This is a genomic window from Streptococcus sp. 9.1 (assembly GCF_016648815.1).
In the GTDB taxonomy this organism is placed as follows: domain Bacteria; phylum Bacillota; class Bacilli; order Lactobacillales; family Streptococcaceae; genus Streptococcus; species Streptococcus salivarius_E.
In genome coordinates, this window is the sequence record NZ_JACLQS010000013.1 from 21,634 (window position 1) to 46,564 (window position 24,931).

Consider the following 24,931-nt stretch of genomic DNA (forward strand, 5'->3'; position numbering starts at 1 on the left):
TTAGTTTTGTCCTCCTTTAGCTTTCACTGACTTTTGACGAGGGCGAACCCAATATCTAATAATATAGTTAGCACCGACAAAGAAGATAATCAAAGCAGATACAACGTCGATAACTTCAGGAGGCACACCAATCATACCACTCTTACCTACAGACAAGACACCATAAAGAAGGGCAGCAAACGGAATACCAATAGGTGAATTAGTAGCCAAAAGAGCAACCGCCATACCGTTCCAACCAATTGCCAATGAAGAGTTTTGAACAAAGGCATTTTGGAAGGTACCAAGTCCTTCTACTGTTCCTCCAAGTCCACAAAGGGCACCTGAAATAATCATAGACATGATAATAACACGTTTTGATGACATCCCTGCATATTCAGATGCATGAGGGTTAAGACCTACAGATGTAATTTCAAAACCAGTTGTTGTTTTCTTGAGCATGAACCAAACAAGGAAAACTGCTGCAAGAGCAAGGAAGAAACCAATATTAAAACGTGAGCCACCGGTTAGAGAGGATAAGAATTCTGTTTGATAGCTTGCAGAGGCTGCGACCTTATTAGATGCTTCTGATGAACGTAACATGTCGGCTGTAAAACCAAATCGAACAATATTGTTTGCTACATACAAAATGATGTAGTTCATCATGATGGTAACAATGACCTCACTAGTTCCCAAGTAAGCACGAAGAATACCCGGAATTGCACCAGCGATACCACCAGCTACTAGACCGATGATTACTGTACAGAAAACTGAAACTACTTTTGGTAATTCTGGAAACGATAATGCAAACCATACAGCCGAAGTCCAACCTGCTAAAGCCTGACCAGGCAAACCAACGTTAAAGAAACCAGCTTTAGATGCTACAGAAAATCCGAGTGCGATAAGAATCAAGGGACTCATGGCACGAAGAATTTCACCAATATTTTTCAAAGAACCGAAGGCTGTACTGAAGAGATCATAGTAAGCCCAGAATGGATCGTAACCAAAGATTAACATCAATACGGCCCCGATCAACATTCCCAAGAGGACAGCAATCAAAGGAACTGCCCAATTTTGTGTTTTCTTAGACATTTGCTTCCTCCTTATTCAATTGTCCACCAGCCATTAGGATACCAAGATCTTGCTTATTCGTTTCAGCAGGATCTAAGATACCTTGAATTGCACCATCATAGATAACTGCAATTCTGTCTGACATATCAAGAATTTCATCCAATTCAAAGCTGACAACAATAACAGCCTTACCTTTATCACGTTCAGCGATAATACGTTTACGGATGTATTCAATGGCACCTACGTCAAGACCACGAGTTGGTTGACTGACAATAAGAAGCTCTGGGTCACGGTCAATTTCACGGGCGATAACAGCTTTTTGTTGGTTACCACCAGACAGGTCACCACCAGCAATCAACTCTCCAGCACCACGAACGTCAAATTCTTCCATCAATTCTCGAGCTTTAGCATTGATAACATTATAGTTCAAGATACCATTTTTTGAATTTGGCTCTTTGTAGTAGGTTTGAAGGGCAATATTTTCAGCTACTGTCATTTCAAGAACCATTCCATCACGGTGACGGTCTTCAGGAATATGGCCAACACTCATCTCTGTAATCTGACGAGTTGTCTTATGAATAATAGATTCACCCTTGATAGTAATGTCACCAGACTTAACTTTGCGTAGTCCAGTAATCGCTTGAACAAGTTCTGTTTGACCGTTTCCATCAATACCAGCAATACCGATGATTTCACCCGCACGAACATCTAAAGATAAGTTCTTAACGGCAAGAACACCACGGTTCTCATTAACCACCAAATCTTTAATAGAAAGAACAACTTCTTTTGGATTTGAAGGAATTTTTTCTGTTTTAAAGGAGACATGACGACCAACCATCATTTCAGCCAAGTCAGCATTTGTTGATCCTTCAATTGTCACTGTATCAATTGATTTACCACGACGGATAACTGTGACACGGTCAGAAACCGCACGAATCTCATCCAATTTATGGGTGATAAGGATAATCGACTTGCCTTCTTTGACCAAGGTTTTCATGATGTTTAGAAGTTCAGTAATTTCAGACGGAGTCAATACCGCAGTCGGTTCATCGAAAATCAAAATATCAGCACCACGATACAGAGTCTTAAGGATTTCAACACGCTGTTGAGCACCAACAGAGATATCTGCTACCTTAGCTGTTGGATCTACCGCAAGACCATATCTTTCAGAGAGCTCAGTAATTTCCTTAATAGCCTTCTTCATATCAAGGACACCACCGGCTTTGGTTACCTCACTACCCAGGATGATATTCTCAGCAACTGTAAAAGCTTCAACCAACATAAAGTGTTGGTGAACCATCCCAATCCCCAATTTCGTTGCTTTCGAAGGTGAATCAATCGTCACCTCTTGTCCATTAACCTTAATAATCCCGCTTGTTGGCTGTAAAAGACCTGCAAGCATGTTCATTAAGGTTGACTTACCAGCACCATTTTCACCGAGGAGGGCATGGATTTCTCCTGGTCTCACATCAAGATTGATATGATCATTTGCCACAAATTCACCAAATTTTTTGGTAATATCGTGCATCTCAATGACATTCGGCTTCGTCATACAATCTCCTTTCAAGAATTATTTTTATATCAGCAAAGGGAAATATAAACTGCTTCCCTTTGCTGAGACAAAAATTGTCCCAGTTTAGATATTATGGATTATTTGCTAAGACCATCAGTTGGTTTCAATTCACCATTCTTGATTTGTTCTTTAGCTTTTTCTACTGCATCCTTGATATCAGAAGGAAGCTTAGATGTTACGATGTCAACACCACCATCTTTGATACCATAAGTCTTAGTAGAACCACCTTCAAATTTATCGCCTTTAAGTTGTCCGTTAGCGATATCTTTAACAACTGTACCAACTTTTTTGATTGTTGAAGTCAAAACAAAGTTAGATTTTTTCTTGTCTGAAGATGTGTAATTACCTTCTGCTGTTTGGTCACGGTCAACACCGATTACCCATACTTTCTTATCGCTGTCAGCATCAAGTTTTTCGTTAACTTCTTTAGCAGCTGTGAAGACACCAGTACCAGTACCACCAGCAGCTTGATAGATTACGTCAACGCCTGAAGCGTACATAGTTGAAGCAATTGTTGTACCTTTAGCAGCGTCTGAGAATGATTCAGCATATTGAACTTGTACATCGATGTCTGGTTTTACAGATTTAGCACCTGCTGTGAAACCAGCTTCAAAACGTGTAATTGTATCTGATGTTTGACCACCAATGAAACCAACTTTATTTGTTTTTGATTGCATTGCTGCTGCGATACCTGCAAGGTAAGCACCTTCGTTATCAGCAAACAAAACGCTCTCAACATTCTTTTGGTCTTTGATGACATCATCAATGATTACGTAGTTAACATCTTCATGTTCCTTAGCAGCATCTGAAACAGCATCATGAAGGGCAAAACCAACACCAAAGATGAGGTTGTAACCTTGGCTTTGAGCAGCTGACATATTGTTTGCAAAGTCAGACTCTGAGTTTGATTGGAAGTAAGTAAAGCCAGAATCTTTTTTAAGTTTGTTAGCTTTACCCCACTCTTGGAGTCCTTCCCATGCTGATTGGTTAAATGATTTATCATCTACCCCACCAGTATCTGTAACGATAGCAGCTTTAACTTTTGAATCAGCTGATGATCCGCTGCGTCCGCCACGTGCACATGCTGCAAGACCAAGTGCTGCAACAGCAACAAGGCCAAGCCCGATAATTTTCTTGTTCAATTTCATCTTGAACACTCCTCCTATAACTTGCAAGAAAACTTGCTTAATAAAGAATAAAACAACTAGACTATTGTAAGTCCGTAAAAGAGTATGGTAACAACTCTCCGACTGTCATCTCGACTGTCGATTTATCTTCAGCGATAAGAATCACTTTAGAATCTGATTTTAAAAATTCGACCATCACTTGGCGACAAGCACCACACGGTGAGATGGGCTCTTTGGTGTCTCCGTATACTGCGAGACATTCAAAGTCTCTATGACCTTCGGATACTGCCTTAAAAATGGCTGTTCTTTCTGCACAATTGGTCAATCCGAATGAGGCATTCTCAATGTTACATCCTTGAAAGATGTGCCCATCCTTTGTAAGCAATGCTGCTCCAACTCTAAAACTAGAATAGGGAACATAGGCATTTTCAACTGCTTCTTGTGCTGCTTTTATTACTTGCTCTTTTTTAGTAGCTATCATGACTTTCTTGCCCTTTCATAATGGCCACTCCTGACGAAGTACCAATACGGGTTGCACCAGCTCTGATAAAGGCTTGAGCTGCCTCAAGTGTACGTGCTCCACCAGATGCCTTGACTCCCATAGTAGGACCAACAGCTTCTCGCATGAGTTCAATATCTTCAATGGTAGCGCCACCAGTAGAAAACCCTGTAGATGTCTTCACAAAATCTGCACCTGCCAGTTTTGCTAATTGGCAAGCTTCGACCTTTTCTTCATCAGTCAATAGACAAGTTTCAATGATAACCTTTACAAGTTTACTTCCACTAGCTTCAACAACAGCTTTAATATCGTCTTCAACTAATTTAAGATTTCTAGATTTAAGAGCACCGATATTGATTACCATATCAATTTCATCCGCTCCATTGGCAATAGCATCCTTAGCTTCAAAAGCCTTAACTGCGGAGGTCGATGCTCCCAAAGGAAAACCAATAACCGTACAAACTTTAACAGAACTATCTTTTAGCAATTCAGCTGCCGTTTTGACCCAAGTTGGATTAACACAGACGCTGGCAAACTCATACTTCTTAGCCTCATCAATTAAGGAAAGAATCTGTTCTTTATTAGCATCAGCTTTTAGTAAGGTATGGTCAATATAGCTATTAACAGACATAAACAAACTCCTTAATTAGATTTGGATTAAGGCCTAAGAAATAATTTTTAATATTTCATTTGGCTTTTTACACACTCTACCAATAATAACATTTTTTTCGAATTCAGTCAGCATTTTTTCAGATAAAATTTCTTGGCTATAGACCTTGGCAATAAGGTCTCCTTGAGTCACAGAATCGCCAACTTTCTTTTCAAATACAATTCCTGTTTCATAATTAAGACTATCTGACTTCGTAGCTCGACCTGCTCCTAATTGCATGGCAAATTTCCCAAATGCCATAGCAGGTAACTCTTTAATGTAACCTGTTTCATGAGCATGAATATCTGTCACGACAGGAGCACTGGTATGACGATAAAGATCGGTCAAATCACCACCTTGAGCTTGAATGAGTTCTTCAAACTTAGCAAGGGCTTTTCCACCCACTAAGTGCTGACGAATCTCTTCCTGACTAGCTTCAACCTGAGCTAAATCTAATAGAATCTCAGCCAACTCACAGATAAAGTCAGTGATATCTTCACGTCCCCTACCTTGCATAATTTCAATAGCCTCTGTGATTTCTAAACGGTTACCAATAGCCTTACCTAGTGGCTGGCTCATATCTGTAATAACTGCAATCGTTTCACGATTGACCTCATGACCTAGTGCAACCATGGTTTCAGACAACTTCTCAGCGTCAGACATATTTTTCATAAAAGCGCCTTGACCAACAGTAACATCCAGTAAAATCTTATCAGCGCCTGCTGCAATCTTTTTGGACATAACAGAGCTTGCGATTAGAGGAATGGAATCTACTGTTGCAGTGACATCACGCAAGGCATAAAGAAGTTTATCAGCCTTAACTAAATGCTCAGACTGACCAATGAGGGAAATTCCAATGTCTTTAACTTGCTGAATGAACTCTTCCTTGCTACGCTCAACCTGATAGCCTTTGATAGACTCTAATTTGTCAATCGTTCCACCTGTATGTCCAAGACCACGACCACTCATCTTAGCTACTGGAACACCAAAGCTAGCTACAAGTGGCATAAGGATGATGGTTACCTTATCGCCAACACCACCGGTCGAATGTTTATCTACCTTAACACCTGGAATTTCCGACAAATCATATTGTTCACCTGAAGCAACCATATCAGTGGTCAAATCATGGATTTCACGAATAGACATTCCTTGATAATAAATTGCCATCGCCAGTGCAGCTATCTGATAGTCTGGAATTTTCCCAGACACATAGCCATTAATGAGATATGAAATTTCCTCTGTGCTTAACTCGCCTCCATCTCTTTTCTTTTCAATTAAATCAACGGTTCTCATATTTTCTCACTTCTAAGGATATAATATCCTTTATCCTTTTTAACGACTTCAGCATTACCAAACACATCCTCCATCTTAGCTTTAGCTGACGGAGCTCCTTGTTTTTTCTGAATAACAATAGTTAGGTTACCACCTTGATTGAGATAATCATATGCCTCCTCAATAACTTGATGAACCACCTTCTTGCCAGCACGGATAGGTGGATTAGAAATAATATAGTCAAAACTTCCAGTAACATTTTCATAGACATTCGATTGGAAAATAGTAGCTTCAACCTTATTTCGTTCAGCATTTTGTTTCGCTAAATCAATTGCCCTACTATTGATGTCAATCATTGTGACTTTGACTCCTTGTACCTTGGCCAAACTAATACCAAGAGGACCGTAGCCACAGCCCACATCTAATAGTGTGTTTCCAGCTTCCAAATCTAATGCACTCAAAAGCACTTGACTTCCATAATCAATCATTTTTTTAGAGAAAACCCCAGCATCCGTATAAAACTGAAAACTTTCTCCTAACAAATTTACCTTTAAATCATGAATATCGTGAGCCGCATCTGGCGTCTCAGCATAATACATTTTTGACATTATTTTTTCCTTCTAGATAGTCTTTTCCCTTTATCGTATCATAAATACCAAAGTAAGGCTAGTGATATGATAAGGCTTACATTCCGGCTTTTTTTCTGCTATAATGTTAGCTATGTTAAATGAATTTATCAATTTCGAAACGATATCACGTAAGGAGTGGCAACGCCTTCATAAAGAAGGTAATGCCCCATTGACTGCGGAAGAACTTGATTCCATTCGTAGCCTTAATGACAAGATCGATGTGCAAGAAGTTAGTGATATTTATCTTCCCCTTATCAATCTCATTCGTATCTATCAGAAAACGGCCAATGATTTAACCTTTTCTAAGAGTATCTTTTTACAAAAATCACAGACTAATCGTCCATTTATTATTGGGGTATCTGGTTCAGTTGCTGTTGGCAAATCCACTACCAGTCGTTTGCTTCAACTCTTGTTACAACGTACCTTCCCCCAATCTAAGGTTGAACTTGTAACAACCGATGGCTTTCTCTATCCTAACCAAGTCTTGAAAGAAAAAGACATCCTTAACCGTAAGGGTTTCCCTGAATCCTACGATATGCCGCTTCTTCTCAATTTTTTAGATACTATAAAAAATGGTGGTGATGTCAATATTCCTGTTTACTCCCATGAAATTTATGATATTGTACCAGGTCTTACACAAGAAATCAGACAGCCCAATTTTTTGATTGTCGAAGGGATTAATGTTTTCCAGAATCCTATTAACCAAAGACTCTACATGAGTGACTATTTCGATTTTTCTCTTTACATTGATGCTGAAGTTAATAATATCGAATCATGGTATCTCGAACGTTTTCAAACCCTTCTTGAGCTCGCCAAGAAAGATGAAAATAACTATTACCATCGTTTCACTAAATTCAGTAAAGATGAAGCCTTATCTTTAGCACAAAAAACTTGGCGTGATATCAATTTGGTTAACCTGGAAAATTATATCGAACCTACACGAAGCCGAGCCGAACTGATTCTTCATAAGGGAGACAATCATAAAATCGACTTCATCCACTTAAAAAAATAGAAAAAGCTTGCCAAGGGGTCTAAAATAACGTATAATGACATAGTTAGATAAATTTTGGAGGTGAAAACATTGGCAAATATTAAATCAGCTATCAAACGCGCTGAACTTAACGTTAAACAAAACGAACAAAACTCAGCTCAAAAATCAGCTTTGCGTACTGCTATCAAAGCATTCAACGCTAACCCAACTGAAGAAGCTTATCGTGCTGCATCTGCTAGCATCGATAAAGCCGCTTCTAAAGGTTTGATTCATAAAAACAAAGCAAGCCGCGATAAATCACGTCTTGCAGCTAAATTGGCTAACTAATTGAAAGCTCCATTTAGGAGTTTTTTTATTACCTTATAACATAAAAACCTGCTAGACCATAGGCTAGCAGGTTTTCTTTATTAATTAAACTCCAGTGATTTTAACTTCAAAAATAGTCCCCTTCGGATGATTGTCCTTGACAACAATTGTTCCTTTAAGAGCTAAAACAATTTGTTGCGCTAGTGATAAGCCCAGTCCAAACCCACCTTTTTGTCTAGTTCTAGCCTTATCTACTCGATAAAAGCGATCAAAGATTTTTTTCTTATCACTATCTGATATACCAGGACCATTATCAGCTACCGAAATATAAAGATGTCGGTCATTAGTGCGAACTGTAAAGATAACATGTCCATCATCTTCTGTATATTTAATAGCATTATCAAATAATATGGTCATTAGCTGCTTCAATAGCGTTTTATCAGTATGGATTGGACGACTAACTTGGTTTTGACCCGTGAAACCTTTCTCATTTTCTTCAGCAATCATAGCATAATTGGTAAATACTGTATCAAAGAAAGCAGGTTCTAAGGTTTCGATTTCCGGCTTAATACCATCGTCACGACGAGCCAAGTTCAAGAGATTTGTCGTCAACAGACGCATATTACGTACTTCATCAAGACTTGAAGCAATATTCTCTGAATTATCTAAAATGGTGCTCTCAGGCTTGCGGAAAAGAACTTCTAATCGGTTTTGAATCACAGCAAGCGGTGTCCGTAACTCGTGACTGGCATTTTCAACAAAAGCCTTCTGCTTCTCCAGACTTTCCTGGATAGGACGTCTTGACCACTTGGCCAAATACATACTAGCCGCAACAGATAGGAGCCAGAAGAAACTCATCATGATGACAATGAGCTTGACATAACGTTCAGTGGCTTCTTCCAATTGAGTTGTATTAATCGCAATAACAAGGTACTTAGCATCAGGATAGAGACTATTATCTACTTTTTCAGTAATCAGGCGATACTTTTCGGTTTGATCGAAATAATTCTGAGCGCTTCCCTTGCTAATAACATCAATGTTATTTTTATCTATTGGTAAATTGGATAAGCTAGAAAATTTGTCAACGACATTGAGGACTTTTCCATTCTTATCAAGCACTAAGACACTGGTATTCGCCGCAACAGATAAATCGTGAGGGGCATCTTCCATCTTTGATCTCTTCTTAGATTCTTTTTTAGAGCCACTCGAGTCAGGTGTTTCATCTGTCGACCCTTTAGTATCATAGGCTTGGTAGATGGTTGTCGTATTATTTTGATCTACCTCAGAAGTCAGAAAAAGTTCCCGTTTTAGCATTTCCATTTCTAAATAAGAATTGGTCTTAGTTGCTGCCATTTTCAGACTAGAGTCCACATTGGAATAAACACCGTAACTCAGAATCTGCAAAATCATGACAGTCATGACAAGGAAAATACCAGAAAAAGTAGCAAAGAAATGAATAAAAGACTTAAATCCTTCTGACTTCATTCTCCTAAAGAGATAATTGAAAAATTTAGTCAGCATTCTTCAAAATGTACCCCACACTTCTCAAGGTTTGGAGGTTGGCAGCAAAGTCTGTTCCTTTAAGTTTCTTACGAATTTTAGAAACATATACTTCAACAACCGATACCGTGGTATCACTATCAAATCCCCAAAGACGGTCAAAAATTTGTGACTTAGGCAAGATCACATTCTGATTTTGTAAGAAATAAACTAATAAATCAAACTCTTTACCAAGAAGTTCTACTTCTTTATCACCCACAAAGGTTGAATTTGTAGCAAGATTGACACGAACATCACCGAAAGAAAGTGTGTTTTGGTCAAATTTACCAGAGCGTTTCAAAAGTGCTTGAATACGCATCTTCAACTCTTCTAAGTAGAAAGGTTTGGTTAGATAGTCATCCGCACCAAGTTCAAAACCATGTCCCTTATCGTCTAGACTTTCCTTGGCAGTCATGATAAGTACAGGAGTTGTTACACCTTTATCACGTAATTCTCTAAGAACAGTGAAACCATCTTTTTCAGGTAACATTAAGTCTAAAAGAATCAAATCATAGACGCCACTTTCAGCTTCGTAGAGGCCTTCATCACCATCAAAGACCTGCATAACATCAGCAAAGTCATCTAAAAAATCAAAAACTGAGTTGGACAAACTCAAATCATCTTCAACTAGTAATATTTTAATCATAGTTATCCCCCTTGCTAGGTGCCAAAGATCTAAAGAACACTTTGACTAAGTCTTATCATTATATCTAAAATACACATAATCATCTAGTGCTTTGATCTTCTTTTATTTAGATTCAGTCTACTATACTTTCCTTAAGTTTTTCATAACTGGAACGAAAAAACAGCACCAATAGGTACTGCCCTCTTATCGTTATTTTTTCTTAGAACAAACCAACAGCTGTTCCGTCTTCAGAAACGTCCATTTTAAGGGCTGCTGGAGCTTTTGGAAGGCCTGGCATGGTCATAACATCACCTGTAAGAGCCACGATAAATCCAGCACCTGTTTTAGGAACAAACTCACGAATAGTGATATCAAAACCTTCTGGTGCTCCAAGCAAGAATTGGTTATCTGAGAAACTATATTGTGTTTTAGCCATACATACTGGTAATTTATCCCAACCAAATTCGGCAAATTGCTTGAGTTGGTTTTTAGCTTTTTTCTCGAAGACAACTGATTTACCACCATAGATTTCAGTAACAATCTTAGTGATTTTTGCTTCCAAGCTATCATCATCAGAATAAAGACGTTTATAGTCGGCATTACCATTTTCAACAGCATCAACTACCGCGTTGGCAAGGTCAATACCACCATCAGCACCATTAGCCCAAACGCTAGCCAATTCAACAGGAACATCGATTTCTGCACAAAGTTCTTTAAGGGCTGCAATTTCAGCTTCTGTATCAGCAACAAACTCGTTAATAGCAACGACTGCAGGAAGACCGAATTTACGAACGTTTTCCACATGACGTTTCAAGTTAGCGAAGCCATCACGAACAGCTTGAACATTTTCTTCAGAGAGGTCAGTTTTGGCTACCCCACCGTGCATTTTGAGAGCACGAAGTGTCGCAACAATAACAACGGCATCAGGAGTTGTTGGGAGGTTTGGAGTCTTGATATCAAGGAATTTTTCAGCACCAAGGTCAGCACCGAAACCTGCTTCAGTAATCGTATAATCAGCCAAACGAAGAGCTGTAGCTGTAGCTAGAACTGAGTTACATCCGTGAGCGATGTTGGCAAATGGACCACCGTGTACCAAGGCTGGTGTCCCATAAATTGTCTGTACCAAGTTTGGTTTGATGGCATCTTTAAGAATAAGGGTAAGCGCACCTTCAATTTCAAGATCACGTACATAAACTGGTGTACGATCATAACGGTAAGCAACTACAATATTTGCCAAACGTTCTTTAAGGTCATTAATATCAGTAGCCAAGCAAAGAATCGCCATGATTTCAGACGCAACAGTAATATCAAAACCATCTTCACGTGGAATACCATTAAGTGGTCCGCCAAGACCAACGTTTACATGACGAAGCGCACGGTCATTAAGGTCAACCACACGTTTCCAAATGATACGACGTTGGTCAATGCCGAGAGCATTTCCTTGGTGAATATGATTGTCAAGAAGGGCTGACAAAGCATTATTCGCTGTAGTAATAGCGTGCATATCCCCTGTGAAGTGGAGGTTGATATCTTCCATCGGAAGCACTTGAGCGTAACCACCACCTGCAGCACCACCTTTGATTCCCATAACCGGACCAAGAGATGGTTCACGAAGGGCAATCATTGTTTTCTTACCAATTTTGTTAAGAGCGTCTGCAAGACCAATTGACATGGTTGATTTCCCTTCACCAGCTGGTGTTGGGTTGATAGCTGTCACCAAAATCAATTTTCCTGGCTTATTGTCTTTGACTGCATTGATCTTATCAAATGACAATTTTGCCTTATATTTTCCGTAGAGTTCCAAATCGTCAAAGCCGATTCCAACTTTTTCAACTACTTCTGTGATTGGTTTTAATTCTACACTTTGAGCAATTTCGATATCTGTTTTCATGAGACACTCCTCTATATTTTTCTAGAATATATTATATCAGAGTTTGATAAAAAACGCATTATTTTTGGTTAATTACTTTTCAATGTTCGGTTTTTGTTTTGTTATAAATCGTTATAACTTTAATTTATAGGGGTACACCCCAAAAATACCTACTATTATTTACAAAAGACTCAATTTTTAGTACAATACTACTATGAAAATTTTGATTACATCGGGTGGTACCACTGAAAAGATTGATGCTGTACGTGGAATCACAAACCATTCAACAGGTTATCTAGGTAAGGAAATTGCTGAACTTTTCTTGGCTAAGGGGCACCAAGTAACCTTAGTAACGACCAAGACAGCGGTTAAACCAGAACCGAAAGAAAATCTAAAGATTACAGAAATTACGAACGTAGATAGTCTTCTCAAAAAAATGGAGCCACTCGTCAAAGAGCACGATGTTCTCATCCATAGTATGGCAGTCTCTGATTATACGCCTGTTTATATGACGGATTTCGCTGAATTAGAGGCTACTGAAGATCTCGCTCAATTCTTGCATAAGTCTAACACTGAGAACAAGATATCTTCAGCTTCAGAGTATCAAGTTCTCTTTCTTAAAAAAACACCGAAGGTCATTAGCCTTGTTAAACAATGGAACCCTACTATTCAGTTAATTGGCTTCAAACTTTTGGTTAATGTAAGTAAAGATGAGCTTTTTGAGGTTGCTCGTGCAAGTCTAAGACGCAACAAAGCAGATATCATTGTCGCAAACGACTTGAGTGATATTTCTCCAGATCAACATATCGCCTATCTAGTTGACGAAAAAAGCGAGGAGAAGGTTAGGACCAAAGCTGCAATTGCTCGAGCTTTATTTGAAAGGATATGCCATGACTAAACGTATCATCCTTGCTGTTTCAGGATCAATTTCTGCCTATAAAGCAGCCGATCTAACAAGCAGGTTAAAGAAAAAAGGTTATGATGTTCACGTCATTATGACTGAAGCTGCTCAAGCCTTTATCACCCCTCTGACACTTCAAGTTCTCTCGAAGAACCCCGTTCACACTGATGTCATGGAAGAAAAATTAGCTGAAGGTATTAATCATATTGACTTAGGAAAAGAAGCTGACCTCTTTATTGTAGTTCCAGCTTCAGCAAATACCATTGCCAAATTAGCACATGGTATGGCCGATAATATGCTTACTGCTACTGCTTTAGCTTTACCTAGCACTACCCCAAAACTAATTGCCCCTGCAATGAATACGAAAATGTATGAAAATCCACTGACTAGGAAAAATTTAGATACTTTGCATGACCTTGGCTACCAAGAAATTCTTCCAAAATCAGGTTTACTGGCTTGTGGAGATACGGGACGCGGTGCCTTAGCTGATATCGATGACATTATTGAATCCATTAACAATGCTTTAACAAAATAACCTTGTAGAGAATAAAAAGGAGTTTATGATGAATAAGAAAAATAAAGCAAACCAAACAGCGCAGTTAGCGCTCTTGATAGCGACTATGGTTGTTATCGAAGTACTTAGTCAAACCATCTTTGCCGCTTTTGTACTTCCAATTAAACCAACCCTAACGCACATCCCAGTTATTATTGCTAGTATCGTCTATGGTCCTAAAATTGGAGCCTATTTGGGTGGTTTCATGGGAATTATGAGTATTGTTCGTAATACAATCATTTATACGGTTAGTAGCTATCTCTTTAGTCCCTTTGTTGAAGGGGGAACTTGGGCATCTGCAGTCATTGCCATCGTCCCTCGCATCCTAATCGGTATTTTCCCTTACTTTGTCTACAAGTTACTTCAAAACCGTCTAGGTTTGACTCTATCTGGGGTTTTAGGTGCTTTCACAAATACATTTTTCGTACTTATTGGCATCTACTTCTTAATCCCTAACTTCTACACAGCGGGTGGAAAAACACTAATGGCAACCATTTTCACAACAAATTCGATTGCTGAAATGATTATCGCTGGCCTGCTAACCCTAAGTATCACACCTGTGTTATTAAGATTGAAAAAATAAAGAAAAAACATGGTGATTACCATGTTTTTTTCTTTTAATTATGGTATAATGTAAGCGTTTAAAAATATAAAGGAGATTGCTATGTCTTACACTGAAAATTATCAAAAATGGCTCGACTTCGCTGAATTGCCTGCTTACCTTCGTGATGAGTTGGTCGCAATGGATGAAAAAACGAAAGAAGATGCCTTCTATACCAACCTTGAATTCGGTACAGCTGGTATGCGTGGATTGATTGGTGCTGGTACTAACCGCATTAACATTTACGTTGTTCGCCAAGCAACTGAAGGTTTGGCCCAATTGATTGACTCAAAAGGGGAAGAAGCTAAAAAACGTGGTGTTGCTATCGCTTACGATAGCCGTCACTTCTCTCCAGAATTTGCTTTTGAATCTGCTCAAGTTTTGGCTGCTCACGGTATCAAATCTTATGTATTTGAAAGCCTACGTCCAACACCTGAATTGTCATTTGCTGTTCGTCATCTCCACACATTTGCTGGTATCATGGTAACAGCTAGCCACAACCCTGCTCCATTTAATGGATACAAGGTTTATGGTGAAGACGGTGGACAAATGCCACCTGCAGATGCTGATGCTTTGACAGATTACATCCGTGCTATCGAAAATCCTTTCACTGTGCAATTGGCTGACCTTGAAGAAAGCAAAGCTAGCGGCTTGATTGAAGTTATCGGTGAAAACGTCGACGCTGAATACTTGAAAGAAGTGAAAGGCGTTAACATTAACCAAGACTTGATCAATGAATACGGTCGTGACATGAAGATTGTCTACACTCCACTTCATGGTACTGGTGAAATGTTGGCTCGTCGTGCTCTTGCACAAGCTGGATTTGAAGCTGTTCAAGTTGTTGAAGCTCAAGCTGTTCCAGATGCTGACTTCTCAACTGTTAAATCTCCAAACCCTGAAAACCAAGCTGCCTTTGCTCTTGCTGAAGAACTTGGTCGCAAAGTAGACGCTGATGTATTGGTTGCAACTGACCCAGATGCTGACCGCCTTGGTGTTGAAATCCGCCAACCAGATGGATCTTACCTCAACCTTTCTGGTAACCAAATCGGAGCTATCATTGCTAAATATATTCTTGAAGCTCACAAAACAGCTGGTACACTTCCTGCAAATGCTGCCCTCTGTAAATCAATCGTATCAACTGAGTTGGTGACTAAGATTGCAGAAAGCTACGGCGCAACTATGTTTAACGTCTTGACTGGTTTCAAATTTATCGGTGAGAAAATCCATGAATTTGAAACACAACACAACCACACTTACATGCTTGGTTTCGAAGAAAGCTTCGGTTACCTCATCAAACCATTCGTACGTGACAAAGACGCTATCCAAGCTGTTCTTATCGTTGCTGAAATCGCAGCTTACTACCGCTCACGTGGCATGACTTTGGCAGATGGTATCGAAGAAATCTACAAACAATACGGCTACTTCGCAGAAAAAACAATCTCTGTTACCCTCTCAGGTGTTGACGGAGCTGCTGAAATCAAGAAAATCATGGATAAATTCCGTGGTAATGCTCCTAAACAATTCAACAACACAGACATTGCTAAGACAGAAGACTTCTTGGAACAAACAGCTACTACTGCTGACGGCGTTGAAAAATTGACAACTCCTCCAAGTAACGTGCTTAAATACATCTTGGCTGATGATTCATGGTTTGCCGTTCGTCCTTCAGGTACAGAACCAAAAATCAAATTCTACATCGCTACAGTTGGTGAATCTGAAGCAGATGCTAAAGAAAAAATTGCTAATATCGAAGCAGAAATCAATGCTTTCGTAGGCGAATAATATTTAAGACTTAGAGCTAAGCTCTAAGTCTTTTTTATACACGACAATACTAGGATTGTAAGCAAGTCACCCATTTTACTACTCGAAACAAGCAACCACCTATAGACTAATCTATAGGTGGTAGTTTTATGATTTAATTATAGAGCGCTAACTTGTGAATGATGCTTAAACAAGGAATGAGTAGCTCCATGAATATGACGAGCGGTCTCTGCATTATTCATGGTGTAGAGGTGAACGCCTGCAACATCTTGCGTAACAAGATCGACAATCTGGTCAATAGCATAGGCAAGACCTGCCGCTCTAAGTGACTCAGGATCATGCTCATACTTATCCAAAATGGCACGGAACTTACGTGGTAAATGGATATTCTCACAAGTCTTAAGCAAACGTAGGGCTTGGTTACGATTCAAAATAGGCATAATACCCGCATGAATTGGTACATCAATTCCAGCCAAGGTACATTTATCTTGAAAATCATAGAAACGTTCATTGTCAAAGAAGAGTTGAGTTACAAGGCTAGAACAACCTGCATCAACCTTTTTCTTAAGGTTTTGGATATCAGAGATTTGATTTGGCGAATCTGGATGCCCTTCAGGATAGCAGGCACCGATGATATCAAATTGAGGAGCTTCTTCCTTAATAAACTCAATCAAATCAGTGGCATATCTAAAGTCTTTAAGAGGTTCCACACCAGGAATGATATCACCACGTAGGGCTAAGATACGGTGTACACCAACAGCATCCAAGTCACGTAAGGTATCAGCAACCTTTTCTTTACTCAAATAGATAGCCGGAAGGTGGGCAATCGTTGGGATGGCTAGGTCATTTTGAATATGATCTGCCAAAGGAACCGTCGTCTCTTTGATATTATATTTGTTATTACTAGCTGTCACACTGATAAAGTGTGGAGCCAATCCTTGCATATCCTCAAGGGCACGTAGAATTTTTTCATTACCCACTGCTGGGTTGGGTGGAAATACTTCAAAAGAGAGTGATGGTGTTTGGCTTGTCATATTTTATACCTTCTTCTTTTTAGATTTTTGTTAAGACAAAAGCAGTTTTAAGTGTCTACTGACTTCATAAGTAGCGTACACTTGTTAATCATAGCCTGCTTGCAAAAATCTTTAGAATATTATTAGCTATTGAAAACCTTCTACACTTAAGGAAGAAGGTCTTCAACGTATGATAACTTCTGCTTACAAGTTTTCGCGAGCTGCTTTTGCAGCTTCTACAAGCTTGATCAAGCTTTCTTTAGTTTCTTTGATTCCGCGAGTCTTCAAACCACAGTCAGGGTTAATCCAGACTTTACCACTTGGTACTTTAGCCAAGATTGCTTCGATAGTGTGGTCAATTTCACCGTCTTGTGGGACACGTGGTGAGTGGATATCGTAAACCCCAGGTCCAACTTCTGTTTGGAAGTTTTGTGCTTTAAGTTCATCCAAGATTTCAAGATTTGAACGACTAGCTTCAAATGAGATAACGTCAGCATCCAAGTTGTCGATGGCTGGGATGATATCTGTAAATTCTGAGTAACACATGTGAGTATGGATTTGTGTGTCTGGTGCTACAGTTGAGTGTACCAAACGGAAAGCTGGAATTGCCCAGTCGAGGTAATCCTCATACCAGTCACTACGACGGAGTGGCAATTTTTCACGAAGAGCGGCTTCATCAATTTGGATAATTTTCACGCCTGCAGCTTCAAGGTCAAGCACTTCGTCTTTGATTGCAAGAGCAATTTGAAGAGTTGAATCCTTAATAGAGATGTCCTCACGTGGGAATGACCAGTTAAGGATAGTTACAGGTCCAGTCAACATACCTTTAACAGGTTTATCTGTACGGCTTTGTGCGTAGCTAGACCATTTAACAGTGATTGGGTTAAGACGAGTGACATCACCCCAAATGATTGGTGGTTTAACCCCACGCATACCGTATGATTGAACCCAACCATTTTTAGAGAAGAGGTAACCTGACAAGTTCTGACCGAAGTACTCAACCATGTCATTACGTTCAAACTCACCATGAACAAGAACGTCAAATCCAACTTCTTCTTGCCATTTAATCCATTCATCAGTGATTTCAGCAAGGAAAGCATCGTATTCTTCTTGTGATAATTCATTCTTACGGAAAGCCAAACGTTTAGCACGAACATCCTTAGTTTGAGGGAATGAACCGATAGTTGTTGTTGGAAGCAATGGAAGTTTGAAAGCATCCTTTTGAATCTCTTCACGTTCTGCAAACGCTGGCAAACGAGTGTAATCAGCTTCAGTCAAACCTGCAATACGAGCACGAAGCTCAGCATTTTCACCAACACGCTCAGTCGCAAAGAGTTCTTTGTTAGCAGCAAGTTCTTCTGCACCTTGACCATTGCGGATGGCATCCAAGTCACGCAATTCACCCAATTTTTCAACCGCAAAGGCGAAGTGGTCCAAAATAGCTGGTTCAAATTCTTCATTAGCAGTTGTAAATGGTACGTGGAGAAGTGAGCAAGAGGTTGTCAAAACAACATTTTCAGCTGGAACTTGTTCAAGAATTGCGAGGCTCTTCTCGTAGTTGTTACGCCAGATGTTTTTACCATTGACGATACCGGCATAGAGAATCTTATCAGCTGGGAAACCACCTTTAACCAATTCAAGTGTTTTCTTACCTTCAACAAAGTCAAGACCAATCGCATCTACTGGCAATTTCACAAGGTCAGCATAGACGTCACGAACGTCACCAAAGTAAGTTTGAATCAAAACTTCAAGGCCTTTCTTATCAGCCAAGAGCTTGTTGTAGAGGTTCAAGAAGAGAGCTTTTTCTTCAGATGTCAAATCTTTAACAAGAGCTGGCTCATCGAGTTGAATACGAGTAGCACCAAGCTCTGCCAATTTTTCAAAAACATCTTGGTATGCAGAAACAAAGCTATCTACGAAGTCTTCAGCTTTTACACCATCTTCAAAGTCAGACAATTGAAGGAAAGTGAATGGTCCAACCACAACTGGACGTGTATTAAGACCCAATTCTTTTGCTTCTTGGTACTCATCAAAAATCTTGTGACCAGCAAGTTTAACTTCTGTTGTTTTTTCAAATTTAGGAACGATGTAATGGTAGTTAGTATTAAACCATTTTTTCATAGGAAGGGCACGAACATCCCCTTTTTCACCTTGGTAACCACGCGCCAAGGCAAAGTAACGTTCAAGATCTGTCAAATCCAAGTTTTGAACAGATTCAGGTACGACGTTGAAAAGGAAAGCTGCATCAAGGAAGTTATCGTAATGTGAAAAATCATTTGAAGGAATTTCAGTGATACCCTTCTCTTTAACAATATTCCAGTGTTTTGCACGCAAGTCTTTGGCTGCTGCTAAAAGTTCATCTGCAGTAATTTCATTTCTAAAGTATTTTTCTGTTGTAAATTTTAATTCGCGGAATTCACCCAAACGTGGGAAACCAATGATAGTAGTTGACATCTTGTGTCCTCCTCTTTGTTGTTGAACCTATCTTACCAAAGAAATGGGTAGCTGTATAATTGCTATTAGTTTTCTCTATATATAGTTTTAGACTATACCCTATAAAATAAAGGGTTACCGACTTCTGTTATCTCCTTTTGCTTAGATATTGTTATAGCTAATAACTATATATTAACTTACTAAATCCCTTTTTATATCAAAAAATCCCTAAACTTTTGTCTAGAGACTCTATTATTTACTAGGATTAGAACACTAAGCTCTATAAGTGCTCAGTACCCTCTCTTGAAGCCAAGATGATGTATAAGACATATTCTCACTATTGTAACTATTCCAAATAAAATAACCAAAAATAGCCAATACTAATAAGAAACAAATTCCCAAAACGGCTAACCATATGATTTGTTTCTTTAAGCTATCATACTCACTCATATAGCCATTATGAAGTTTAATGAGTTCATTTCTTTTTTTGTTACTTGACTCTTTAGCAATAGCTATTTCTAGCTCGTACATCTGGTGCTTCCATGAATTCTTAGAAGTGCCTTTTTTCATTTTATTGTTTGAAAGGCTGCTGTTGCCCTTCTCAAAGTTATTTTTTTCAGTCATATTTCCCTCTAAAATCTTCTTTTAGTCCCTATCATTATAACATATGTAAAACTGTCTGAAAAGTTCATTTTTGGTTAAAATTTTGAGAAAGATAATTAAAACATGAAAAAGAACCAGAGGGAAACTTCTTATGTTATACTCTAAGTATGCATAAGAAAACTGTTATTGATTTTAAAGAACTTGGTGTCAGACAAATCTTTACAGACGCCATTAAAGAACTAAAAACAAAGGACATTAAGGAAGTCAAACCCCTTTTAGATGAACTCGAAGCCTATCAAAATGAAGGTTATTATGCAGTAGGTTATGTTTCCTATGAAGCAGCCCCTGCCTTCGAGACAAAATTTCAGGTTATTGATGGTCCATTAATGTCTGAGTATCTCCTCTACTTCACTGTTCATGAAACTGTTCAAACAGAGCCTATTCCACTTACTTATGACCCTATTACCTTACCAAAGTCTTGGCAAGAGCTAACTTCTGCTGAGGAATACAAGGCTGCTATTGAGCATATACACCACCATATTCGACAAGGTGATACTTATCAGGTCAATTATACTGTTCAACTTCAACAGAACCTGACAGCTGATCCCTTTGCCATCTACAATCGATTGGTTGTTGAGCAAAATGCCCATTACAATGCCTTTATTCAGCACGATGATGTTTCTATCATTTCTATAAGTCCAGAACTCTTCTTTAAAAAAGATGGAGATAAGTTGACTACTCGTCCTATGAAAGGTACTACCAATCGAGGTTTAACAACTGAAACTGACCTTGCACAAGCAAGATGGCTAGCTCAGGACCAAAAAAATCGCTCTGAAAATATGATGATTGTTGATCTTCTTAGAAATGACATGAATCGTATTTCTAAAATAGGAAGTGAAGATGTTAAGAGCCTTTGCCAAGTTGAACAATACACTACAGTTTGGCAAATGACTTCGACAATTGAAACGCAACTCCTGACAAATAGAAGTTTATGCGATGTCTTCCAAGCCCTTTTTCCATGTGGATCGATTACAGGTGCCCCAAAAATAGCAACCATGGAGATTATTAAGAAGGTTGAAAAACAGCCTCGAGGTGTTTATTGTGGAGCTATTGGAATCTTGGTGCCACAGGGACCTAGTATTTTCAACGTAGCCATTCGGACACTACAAATGGAAGAAACCAAGGCTATCTATGGTGTCGGAGGGGGGATTACCTGGGACAGTAACTGGGAATCCGAATACGAAGAAACCAAGCAAAAAGCTGCTGTTCTATACCGTCAGAACCCAAAATTTGATCTCATTTCTACCGGTCGTATTCATCAAGGAAAACTTCTCTTTCTGGAGGAGCATATAAAACGTTTACAAGAGAGTAGCCGATACTTTGACTATCCTTTCAATGCAGAAAAAGCGCACTATCAAGTCGAAGCTCTGTGCCAATCACTAGACCTTAACACAGACTACCGTCTTAAATTGTCCCTTAAAAAAGATGGTGAACTGAAGTTTGAACATAGCCAATTAACAAACTTATCTGATGACTTTTGCCAAGCAAGATTAGTTGAGCAAAGACATCCGTTGGATAGCCCCTATACCTTCTTTAAAACAAGTTACCGTCCTCACCTTAGTATCGAACCTCACGAACAAATCTATTATAATCACGAGGGACAACTCCTAGAAACCTCTATCGGTAACATCGTTCTTAAAATCGAAGACCAACTCTACACACCACCAGTTCACCTCGGCCTCTTAAATGGCATCTACAGACAAAGTCTTATAGCTGAAAATAAGCTAAAAGAAAAGGTCCTGACTGTAAAAGATCTGAAACAGGCTCAGGCCATCTACGGATGTAATGCGGTGAGAGGGTTGTATGAATTGAAGGTGGAGAAATAATTATATCTAAACAAAAAAAGCGAGTTCTTTGTTCTCTCCTACTCTTACTAAAGAAACTTCAATATTCTATTGGTAAAAAAATCAACCATTTAGTAGTAAAATAAAGTATAATACTTACTGATAGTTATTCCAGTTATCTTGACTGAAATGACGAACTATTTGGCTTTAAATTTATTAGCCTTAAAACCGAGTAACAATATAGAAAGGATACAAACCCTAAATGAAAAAATTTAAAGGCTTGACTTCTGCTGAAGTTCAAGCAAGTAAAAACGCTCATGGCGATAATAGGCTCTCTAGTAAAGAGGCTAACTCGCTCCTCTCAATCTTTATCGAAGCCTTCCAAGATCAATGGATTCTTATCCTCTTGGCTGCCTTAGGATTAAAAATCATTTTCAACTTTGTTGGAATGATTTTCCCTGCTATTGGTGAAGCTAATTGGTATGAGGCTATCTCACTAATTTTCGCCATTTTGATGTCTACAGGATTCTCAGCAGTTTCACAATACCGCAATGAGCAAAAGTTCAACACTCTTCAAGAAGAGGCTTCGAAAACTAATGCTAAAGTTTATCGTGATGGTAAACTTAAAGAGGTTCTCGTTGATGATATTGTAAAAGGTGATCAGATTCTCCTTCAATCAGGGGACAAGATTCCAGTTGATGGTATCATCTTGGAAGGTGAGTTAAAAGTCAACCAAGCTGTCCTTAATGGTGAAAGTGAAGATGCTAAAAAACTTCCTCTTGGTGATCAAAAAGAGCCAGACTCTTCGGATCTCTTTACAGAGCTCAAAGTCTTCCGTGGTACAGTTGTTACTTCGGGTGAAGGTGTTATGGAAGCTACACAAATTGGTGATAACACCGTTCTTGGAAGCATCAATACTTCTCTTCAAGAAGATAGTAAAGATTCACCATCTAAAGAGAAACTTAACAAGCTTGCTGGTAATATCGGTGTCCTCGGTTATAGTGCAGGTGCTGCATACTCAGTAATCAACCTTGTCTTAGGCTTTATTGCCCTTAATAAGGCTAATAACCTCAATGGTGGTTCAATCTTCCTTCTTATCATTGAAACGATTCTCTTTGCAGTTACAATCATCATCATGGCTGTTCCAGAAGGTCTCCCAATGATGTTGGCACTCGTTTCTTCAATGAACTCAGGTCGACTTTTAGCACAAAATATCTTGGTTCGCCATCCTGATACCATTGAAACAGCGGGATACATGAATATCCTCTTCAGTGATAAGACTGGTACTATCACAGAAGGTAAACTATCTGTAGTTGACTTTTTCCTTGCTGATGGTACACTTTATGCGGCTACTGGTGAAACTGATGCGCCTGATTTTAACACAATGTCAGATAGCCTTAAAGCTGAAATGATTAATGGTATCGGTCTTAACAACGATGCCATGGTAGCTGATGGCAGTGCTGTTGGTAGTAACGCCACTGACCGTGCACTTCTTGATTTCCTTATTGGTCGTTCTCAACTTGATTTCGATACGAATACAATTACTGAGAAGCAACAATTTAACTCAGCAACAAAATTCGCAAGTGTAACGACTAAGGACGGAAAAACTTACATCAAAGGTGCTCCAGAATTCATCCTAAATGACTGCTACTACTATCTTGATAAAGATGGTAATAAACAAAACTTTACAGATGATATTAAAGCTCGTTTCCAAGAATTGTCATTGGAACAAGCTAACCGTTCAATGCGTTTGCTTGCTATCCTAAATACAGATGGTAATGATAAAGTCTTGATTGGTATCGTATGTATCCGTGATAACGTTCGTTCTTCAATTAAACAAACTGTTGAAACAATGAACCGTGCGGGTGTTCAAGTAGTTATGGTAACTGGTGACCGTAAAGAAACCGCTGTTGCTATCGCTAAAGAAGCCGGTATCGTCACTGGAGAAAATGACCTTGTCCTTACTCACGATGAACTCTCTGCCCTCTCAGATCAAGAACTTAAACAACAATTGCCTCACTTAAAAGTGGTCAGTCGTGCCCTTCCAATGGATAAAAAACGTCTTATTGAGGCAGCTCAAGACCTCGATATGGTCGCTGGTATGACAGGTGATGGGGTCAATGACTCACCTGCCCTTAAATCGGCTGATGTCGGATTCTCAATGGGTGATGGTACTGAAGTCGCACGTGAAGCCTCAGATATCGTTATCTTGAATAACTCATTGACTTCGATTGAGAAAGCCGTCCTCTATGGACGTACTATGAGTAAGTCAGTAAGTAAATTCATTATCTTCCAGTTAACCGTAAACGTGACTACAATTGCTATGTCACTTCTCTCACCACTCTTGGGCCTCAAAGAACCATTTACAATTATCCAAATTCTCTGGATTAACCTTATCATGGACACACTTGCTGCCCTTGCCTTTGGTGAAGAACCTACGCTAGATCGTTACATGAATGAAAAACCAGTTGCTAAGAAGGCAAATATTCTTACTGGCTATATGAAATCTGCTATCGGTGTAGCTAGCATCTTCATTACTGTCGTATGTTTAGCAATTCTTAAAAATGTTGGTGGTATCCAAGACTTTATCACAAATGGAACTGGCAACTTTGAAATGGTAACAACATTCACCTTTACAGTATTTATCTATGCTGTCATTTTCAACTCACTTAATACACGTAGTAATGGATTCAATGTTTTTGAACATATCGGCGAAAACAAGAAATTCTCAATTGTAATGATTTCTATTGCTGTCGTTCAAACCTTGATCATTCAATTCGGTGGTAAAGTATTTAGTACCGTTCCTATGGACGTTCAACACTATATCGTTGCACTTCTTATCGCGGTTTTGATCATCCCTGCAGATTTAATTCGAAAAGCTCTAACTAAAAACAAATAACTATCTGTTTAACGTATTATAAAACTTAAAAGGATAAAAAGGATTGGGATAACTCCCAATCCTTTTTAATAATTTCCGAAGGTAATACCGTGGAAAGATCATAACATAAAAAGGCTTTAACTGAACTGCACCCCAAAAGTTAGACAGAAAAAATCTAACTTTTGGGGTGTTTTTATTATGAAATTGACTTATGAAG

21 protein-coding genes are annotated in these 24,931 nt (G+C 39.0%); 8 read left to right on the forward strand and 13 right to left on the reverse strand.

The window, feature by feature from the left end; genetic code table 11:
* The 7 genes from H7T93_RS08135 to H7T93_RS08165 form a co-directional block, all read right to left on the reverse strand.
* Positions 1-1,068 (reverse strand): ABC transporter permease, encoded by a 1,068-nt coding sequence (locus tag H7T93_RS08135; RefSeq protein ID WP_004182077.1) that lies wholly within the window; start codon positions 1,066-1,068, stop codon positions 1-3.
* The gene (locus H7T93_RS08140) at positions 1,061-2,599 is read right to left on the reverse strand and encodes an ABC transporter ATP-binding protein (protein WP_195918099.1); all 1,539 of its coding nucleotides are present in this window, start codon (positions 2,597-2,599) and stop codon (positions 1,061-1,063) included. Before H7T93_RS08140 ends, H7T93_RS08135 begins: the two co-directional genes overlap by 8 nt.
* 98 nt (positions 2,600-2,697) lie before the next feature.
* Positions 2,698-3,762 (reverse strand): BMP family protein, encoded by a 1,065-nt coding sequence (locus H7T93_RS08145; protein WP_311635455.1) that lies wholly within the window; start codon positions 3,760-3,762, stop codon positions 2,698-2,700.
* Positions 3,763-3,829: 67 nt separating this feature from the next.
* Entirely contained in the window at positions 3,830-4,228 is a 399-nt protein-coding gene (locus H7T93_RS08150; protein ID WP_195918101.1) for a cytidine deaminase, read from the reverse strand.
* Positions 4,215-4,877 carry a deoxyribose-phosphate aldolase gene (gene deoC / locus H7T93_RS08155; RefSeq protein WP_201041769.1) on the reverse strand — a complete coding sequence of 221 codons (663 nt, stop codon included), beginning with the start codon at positions 4,875-4,877 and terminating at the stop codon, positions 4,215-4,217. Before deoC ends, H7T93_RS08150 begins: the two co-directional genes overlap by 14 nt.
* 33 nt (positions 4,878-4,910) lie before the next feature.
* On the reverse strand, positions 4,911-6,188 hold the full coding sequence (locus H7T93_RS08160) for a pyrimidine-nucleoside phosphorylase (protein WP_110981456.1): 1,278 nt from the start codon (positions 6,186-6,188) through the stop codon (positions 4,911-4,913).
* Positions 6,185-6,775 carry a class I SAM-dependent methyltransferase gene (locus tag H7T93_RS08165; protein WP_110981457.1) on the reverse strand — a complete coding sequence of 197 codons (591 nt, stop codon included), beginning with the start codon at positions 6,773-6,775 and terminating at the stop codon, positions 6,185-6,187. Before H7T93_RS08165 ends, H7T93_RS08160 begins: the two co-directional genes overlap by 4 nt.
* Positions 6,776-6,887: 112 nt before the next feature.
* Between H7T93_RS08165 and coaA the strand changes: the two genes are divergently transcribed.
* Entirely contained in the window at positions 6,888-7,808 is a 921-nt protein-coding gene (gene coaA, locus H7T93_RS08170; RefSeq protein WP_037597889.1) for a type I pantothenate kinase, read from the forward strand.
* A gap of 69 nt (positions 7,809-7,877) precedes the next feature.
* Positions 7,878-8,114 carry a 30S ribosomal protein S20 gene (rpsT, locus tag H7T93_RS08175; RefSeq protein WP_037597891.1) on the forward strand — a complete coding sequence of 79 codons (237 nt, stop codon included), beginning with the start codon at positions 7,878-7,880 and terminating at the stop codon, positions 8,112-8,114.
* Positions 8,115-8,198: 84 nt separating this feature from the next.
* Here the strand turns inward: rpsT and H7T93_RS08180 are convergent, their stop codons facing one another.
* The 3 genes from H7T93_RS08180 to H7T93_RS08190 all read right to left on the reverse strand — a co-directional run bounded on the left by H7T93_RS08180 (position 8,199) and on the right by H7T93_RS08190 (position 12,148).
* The gene (locus H7T93_RS08180) at positions 8,199-9,614 is read right to left on the reverse strand and encodes a sensor histidine kinase (protein WP_110981458.1); all 1,416 of its coding nucleotides are present in this window, start codon (positions 9,612-9,614) and stop codon (positions 8,199-8,201) included.
* Positions 9,604-10,278 (reverse strand): response regulator transcription factor, encoded by a 675-nt coding sequence (locus H7T93_RS08185; RefSeq protein ID WP_049546057.1) that lies wholly within the window; start codon positions 10,276-10,278, stop codon positions 9,604-9,606. The genes H7T93_RS08180 and H7T93_RS08185 overlap by 11 nt, the downstream gene beginning before the upstream one ends.
* Before the next feature lie 199 nt (positions 10,279-10,477).
* The gene (locus tag H7T93_RS08190; RefSeq protein WP_110981459.1) at positions 10,478-12,148 is read right to left on the reverse strand and encodes a formate--tetrahydrofolate ligase; all 1,671 of its coding nucleotides are present in this window, start codon (positions 12,146-12,148) and stop codon (positions 10,478-10,480) included.
* Positions 12,149-12,341: 193 nt separating this feature from the next.
* Between H7T93_RS08190 and H7T93_RS08195 the strand changes: the two genes are divergently transcribed.
* From H7T93_RS08195 to H7T93_RS08210, 4 genes are all read left to right on the forward strand, one after another.
* Positions 12,342-13,025, forward strand: coding sequence for a phosphopantothenate--cysteine ligase (locus H7T93_RS08195; RefSeq protein WP_110981460.1), 684 nt, complete (start codon positions 12,342-12,344; stop codon positions 13,023-13,025).
* The gene (coaC, locus tag H7T93_RS08200) at positions 13,018-13,563 is read left to right on the forward strand and encodes a phosphopantothenoylcysteine decarboxylase (protein ID WP_073686340.1); all 546 of its coding nucleotides are present in this window, start codon (positions 13,018-13,020) and stop codon (positions 13,561-13,563) included. The genes H7T93_RS08195 and coaC overlap by 8 nt, the downstream gene beginning before the upstream one ends.
* A gap of 28 nt (positions 13,564-13,591) precedes the next feature.
* Entirely contained in the window at positions 13,592-14,164 is a 573-nt protein-coding gene (locus tag H7T93_RS08205; RefSeq protein WP_070438309.1) for an ECF transporter S component, read from the forward strand.
* A gap of 81 nt (positions 14,165-14,245) precedes the next feature.
* Positions 14,246-15,964 (forward strand): phospho-sugar mutase, encoded by a 1,719-nt coding sequence (locus H7T93_RS08210; RefSeq protein ID WP_037600760.1) that lies wholly within the window; start codon positions 14,246-14,248, stop codon positions 15,962-15,964.
* Positions 15,965-16,101: 137 nt separating this feature from the next.
* On the opposite strand, the gene metF is transcribed toward H7T93_RS08210, so the two are convergent.
* From metF to H7T93_RS08225, 3 genes are all read right to left on the reverse strand, one after another.
* Positions 16,102-16,977: a methylenetetrahydrofolate reductase [NAD(P)H] gene (metF, locus tag H7T93_RS08215; protein ID WP_013990458.1), complete on the reverse strand. Its 876-nt coding sequence runs from the start codon at positions 16,975-16,977 to the stop codon at positions 16,102-16,104.
* A 183-nt stretch (positions 16,978-17,160) separates the two neighbouring features.
* Complete coding sequence (gene metE / locus H7T93_RS08220) at positions 17,161-19,410, reverse strand: 5-methyltetrahydropteroyltriglutamate--homocysteine S-methyltransferase (RefSeq protein ID WP_201041770.1); 2,250 nt, start codon at positions 19,408-19,410, stop codon at positions 17,161-17,163.
* 252 nt (positions 19,411-19,662) lie between these two features.
* The gene (locus tag H7T93_RS08225; protein WP_037600767.1) at positions 19,663-20,013 is read right to left on the reverse strand and encodes a hypothetical protein; all 351 of its coding nucleotides are present in this window, start codon (positions 20,011-20,013) and stop codon (positions 19,663-19,665) included.
* Between the two features lie 146 nt (positions 20,014-20,159).
* Here H7T93_RS08225 and pabB point away from each other — a divergent pair, with 146 nt between their 5' ends.
* Positions 20,160-21,878, forward strand: coding sequence for an aminodeoxychorismate synthase component I (pabB, locus tag H7T93_RS08230; RefSeq protein ID WP_201041772.1), 1,719 nt, complete (start codon positions 20,160-20,162; stop codon positions 21,876-21,878).
* Positions 21,879-22,098: 220 nt separating this feature from the next.
* Positions 22,099-24,735: a calcium-translocating P-type ATPase, PMCA-type gene (locus tag H7T93_RS08235; protein WP_201041773.1), complete on the forward strand. Its 2,637-nt coding sequence runs from the start codon at positions 22,099-22,101 to the stop codon at positions 24,733-24,735.
* Positions 24,736-24,931 lie beyond the last annotated feature (196 nt).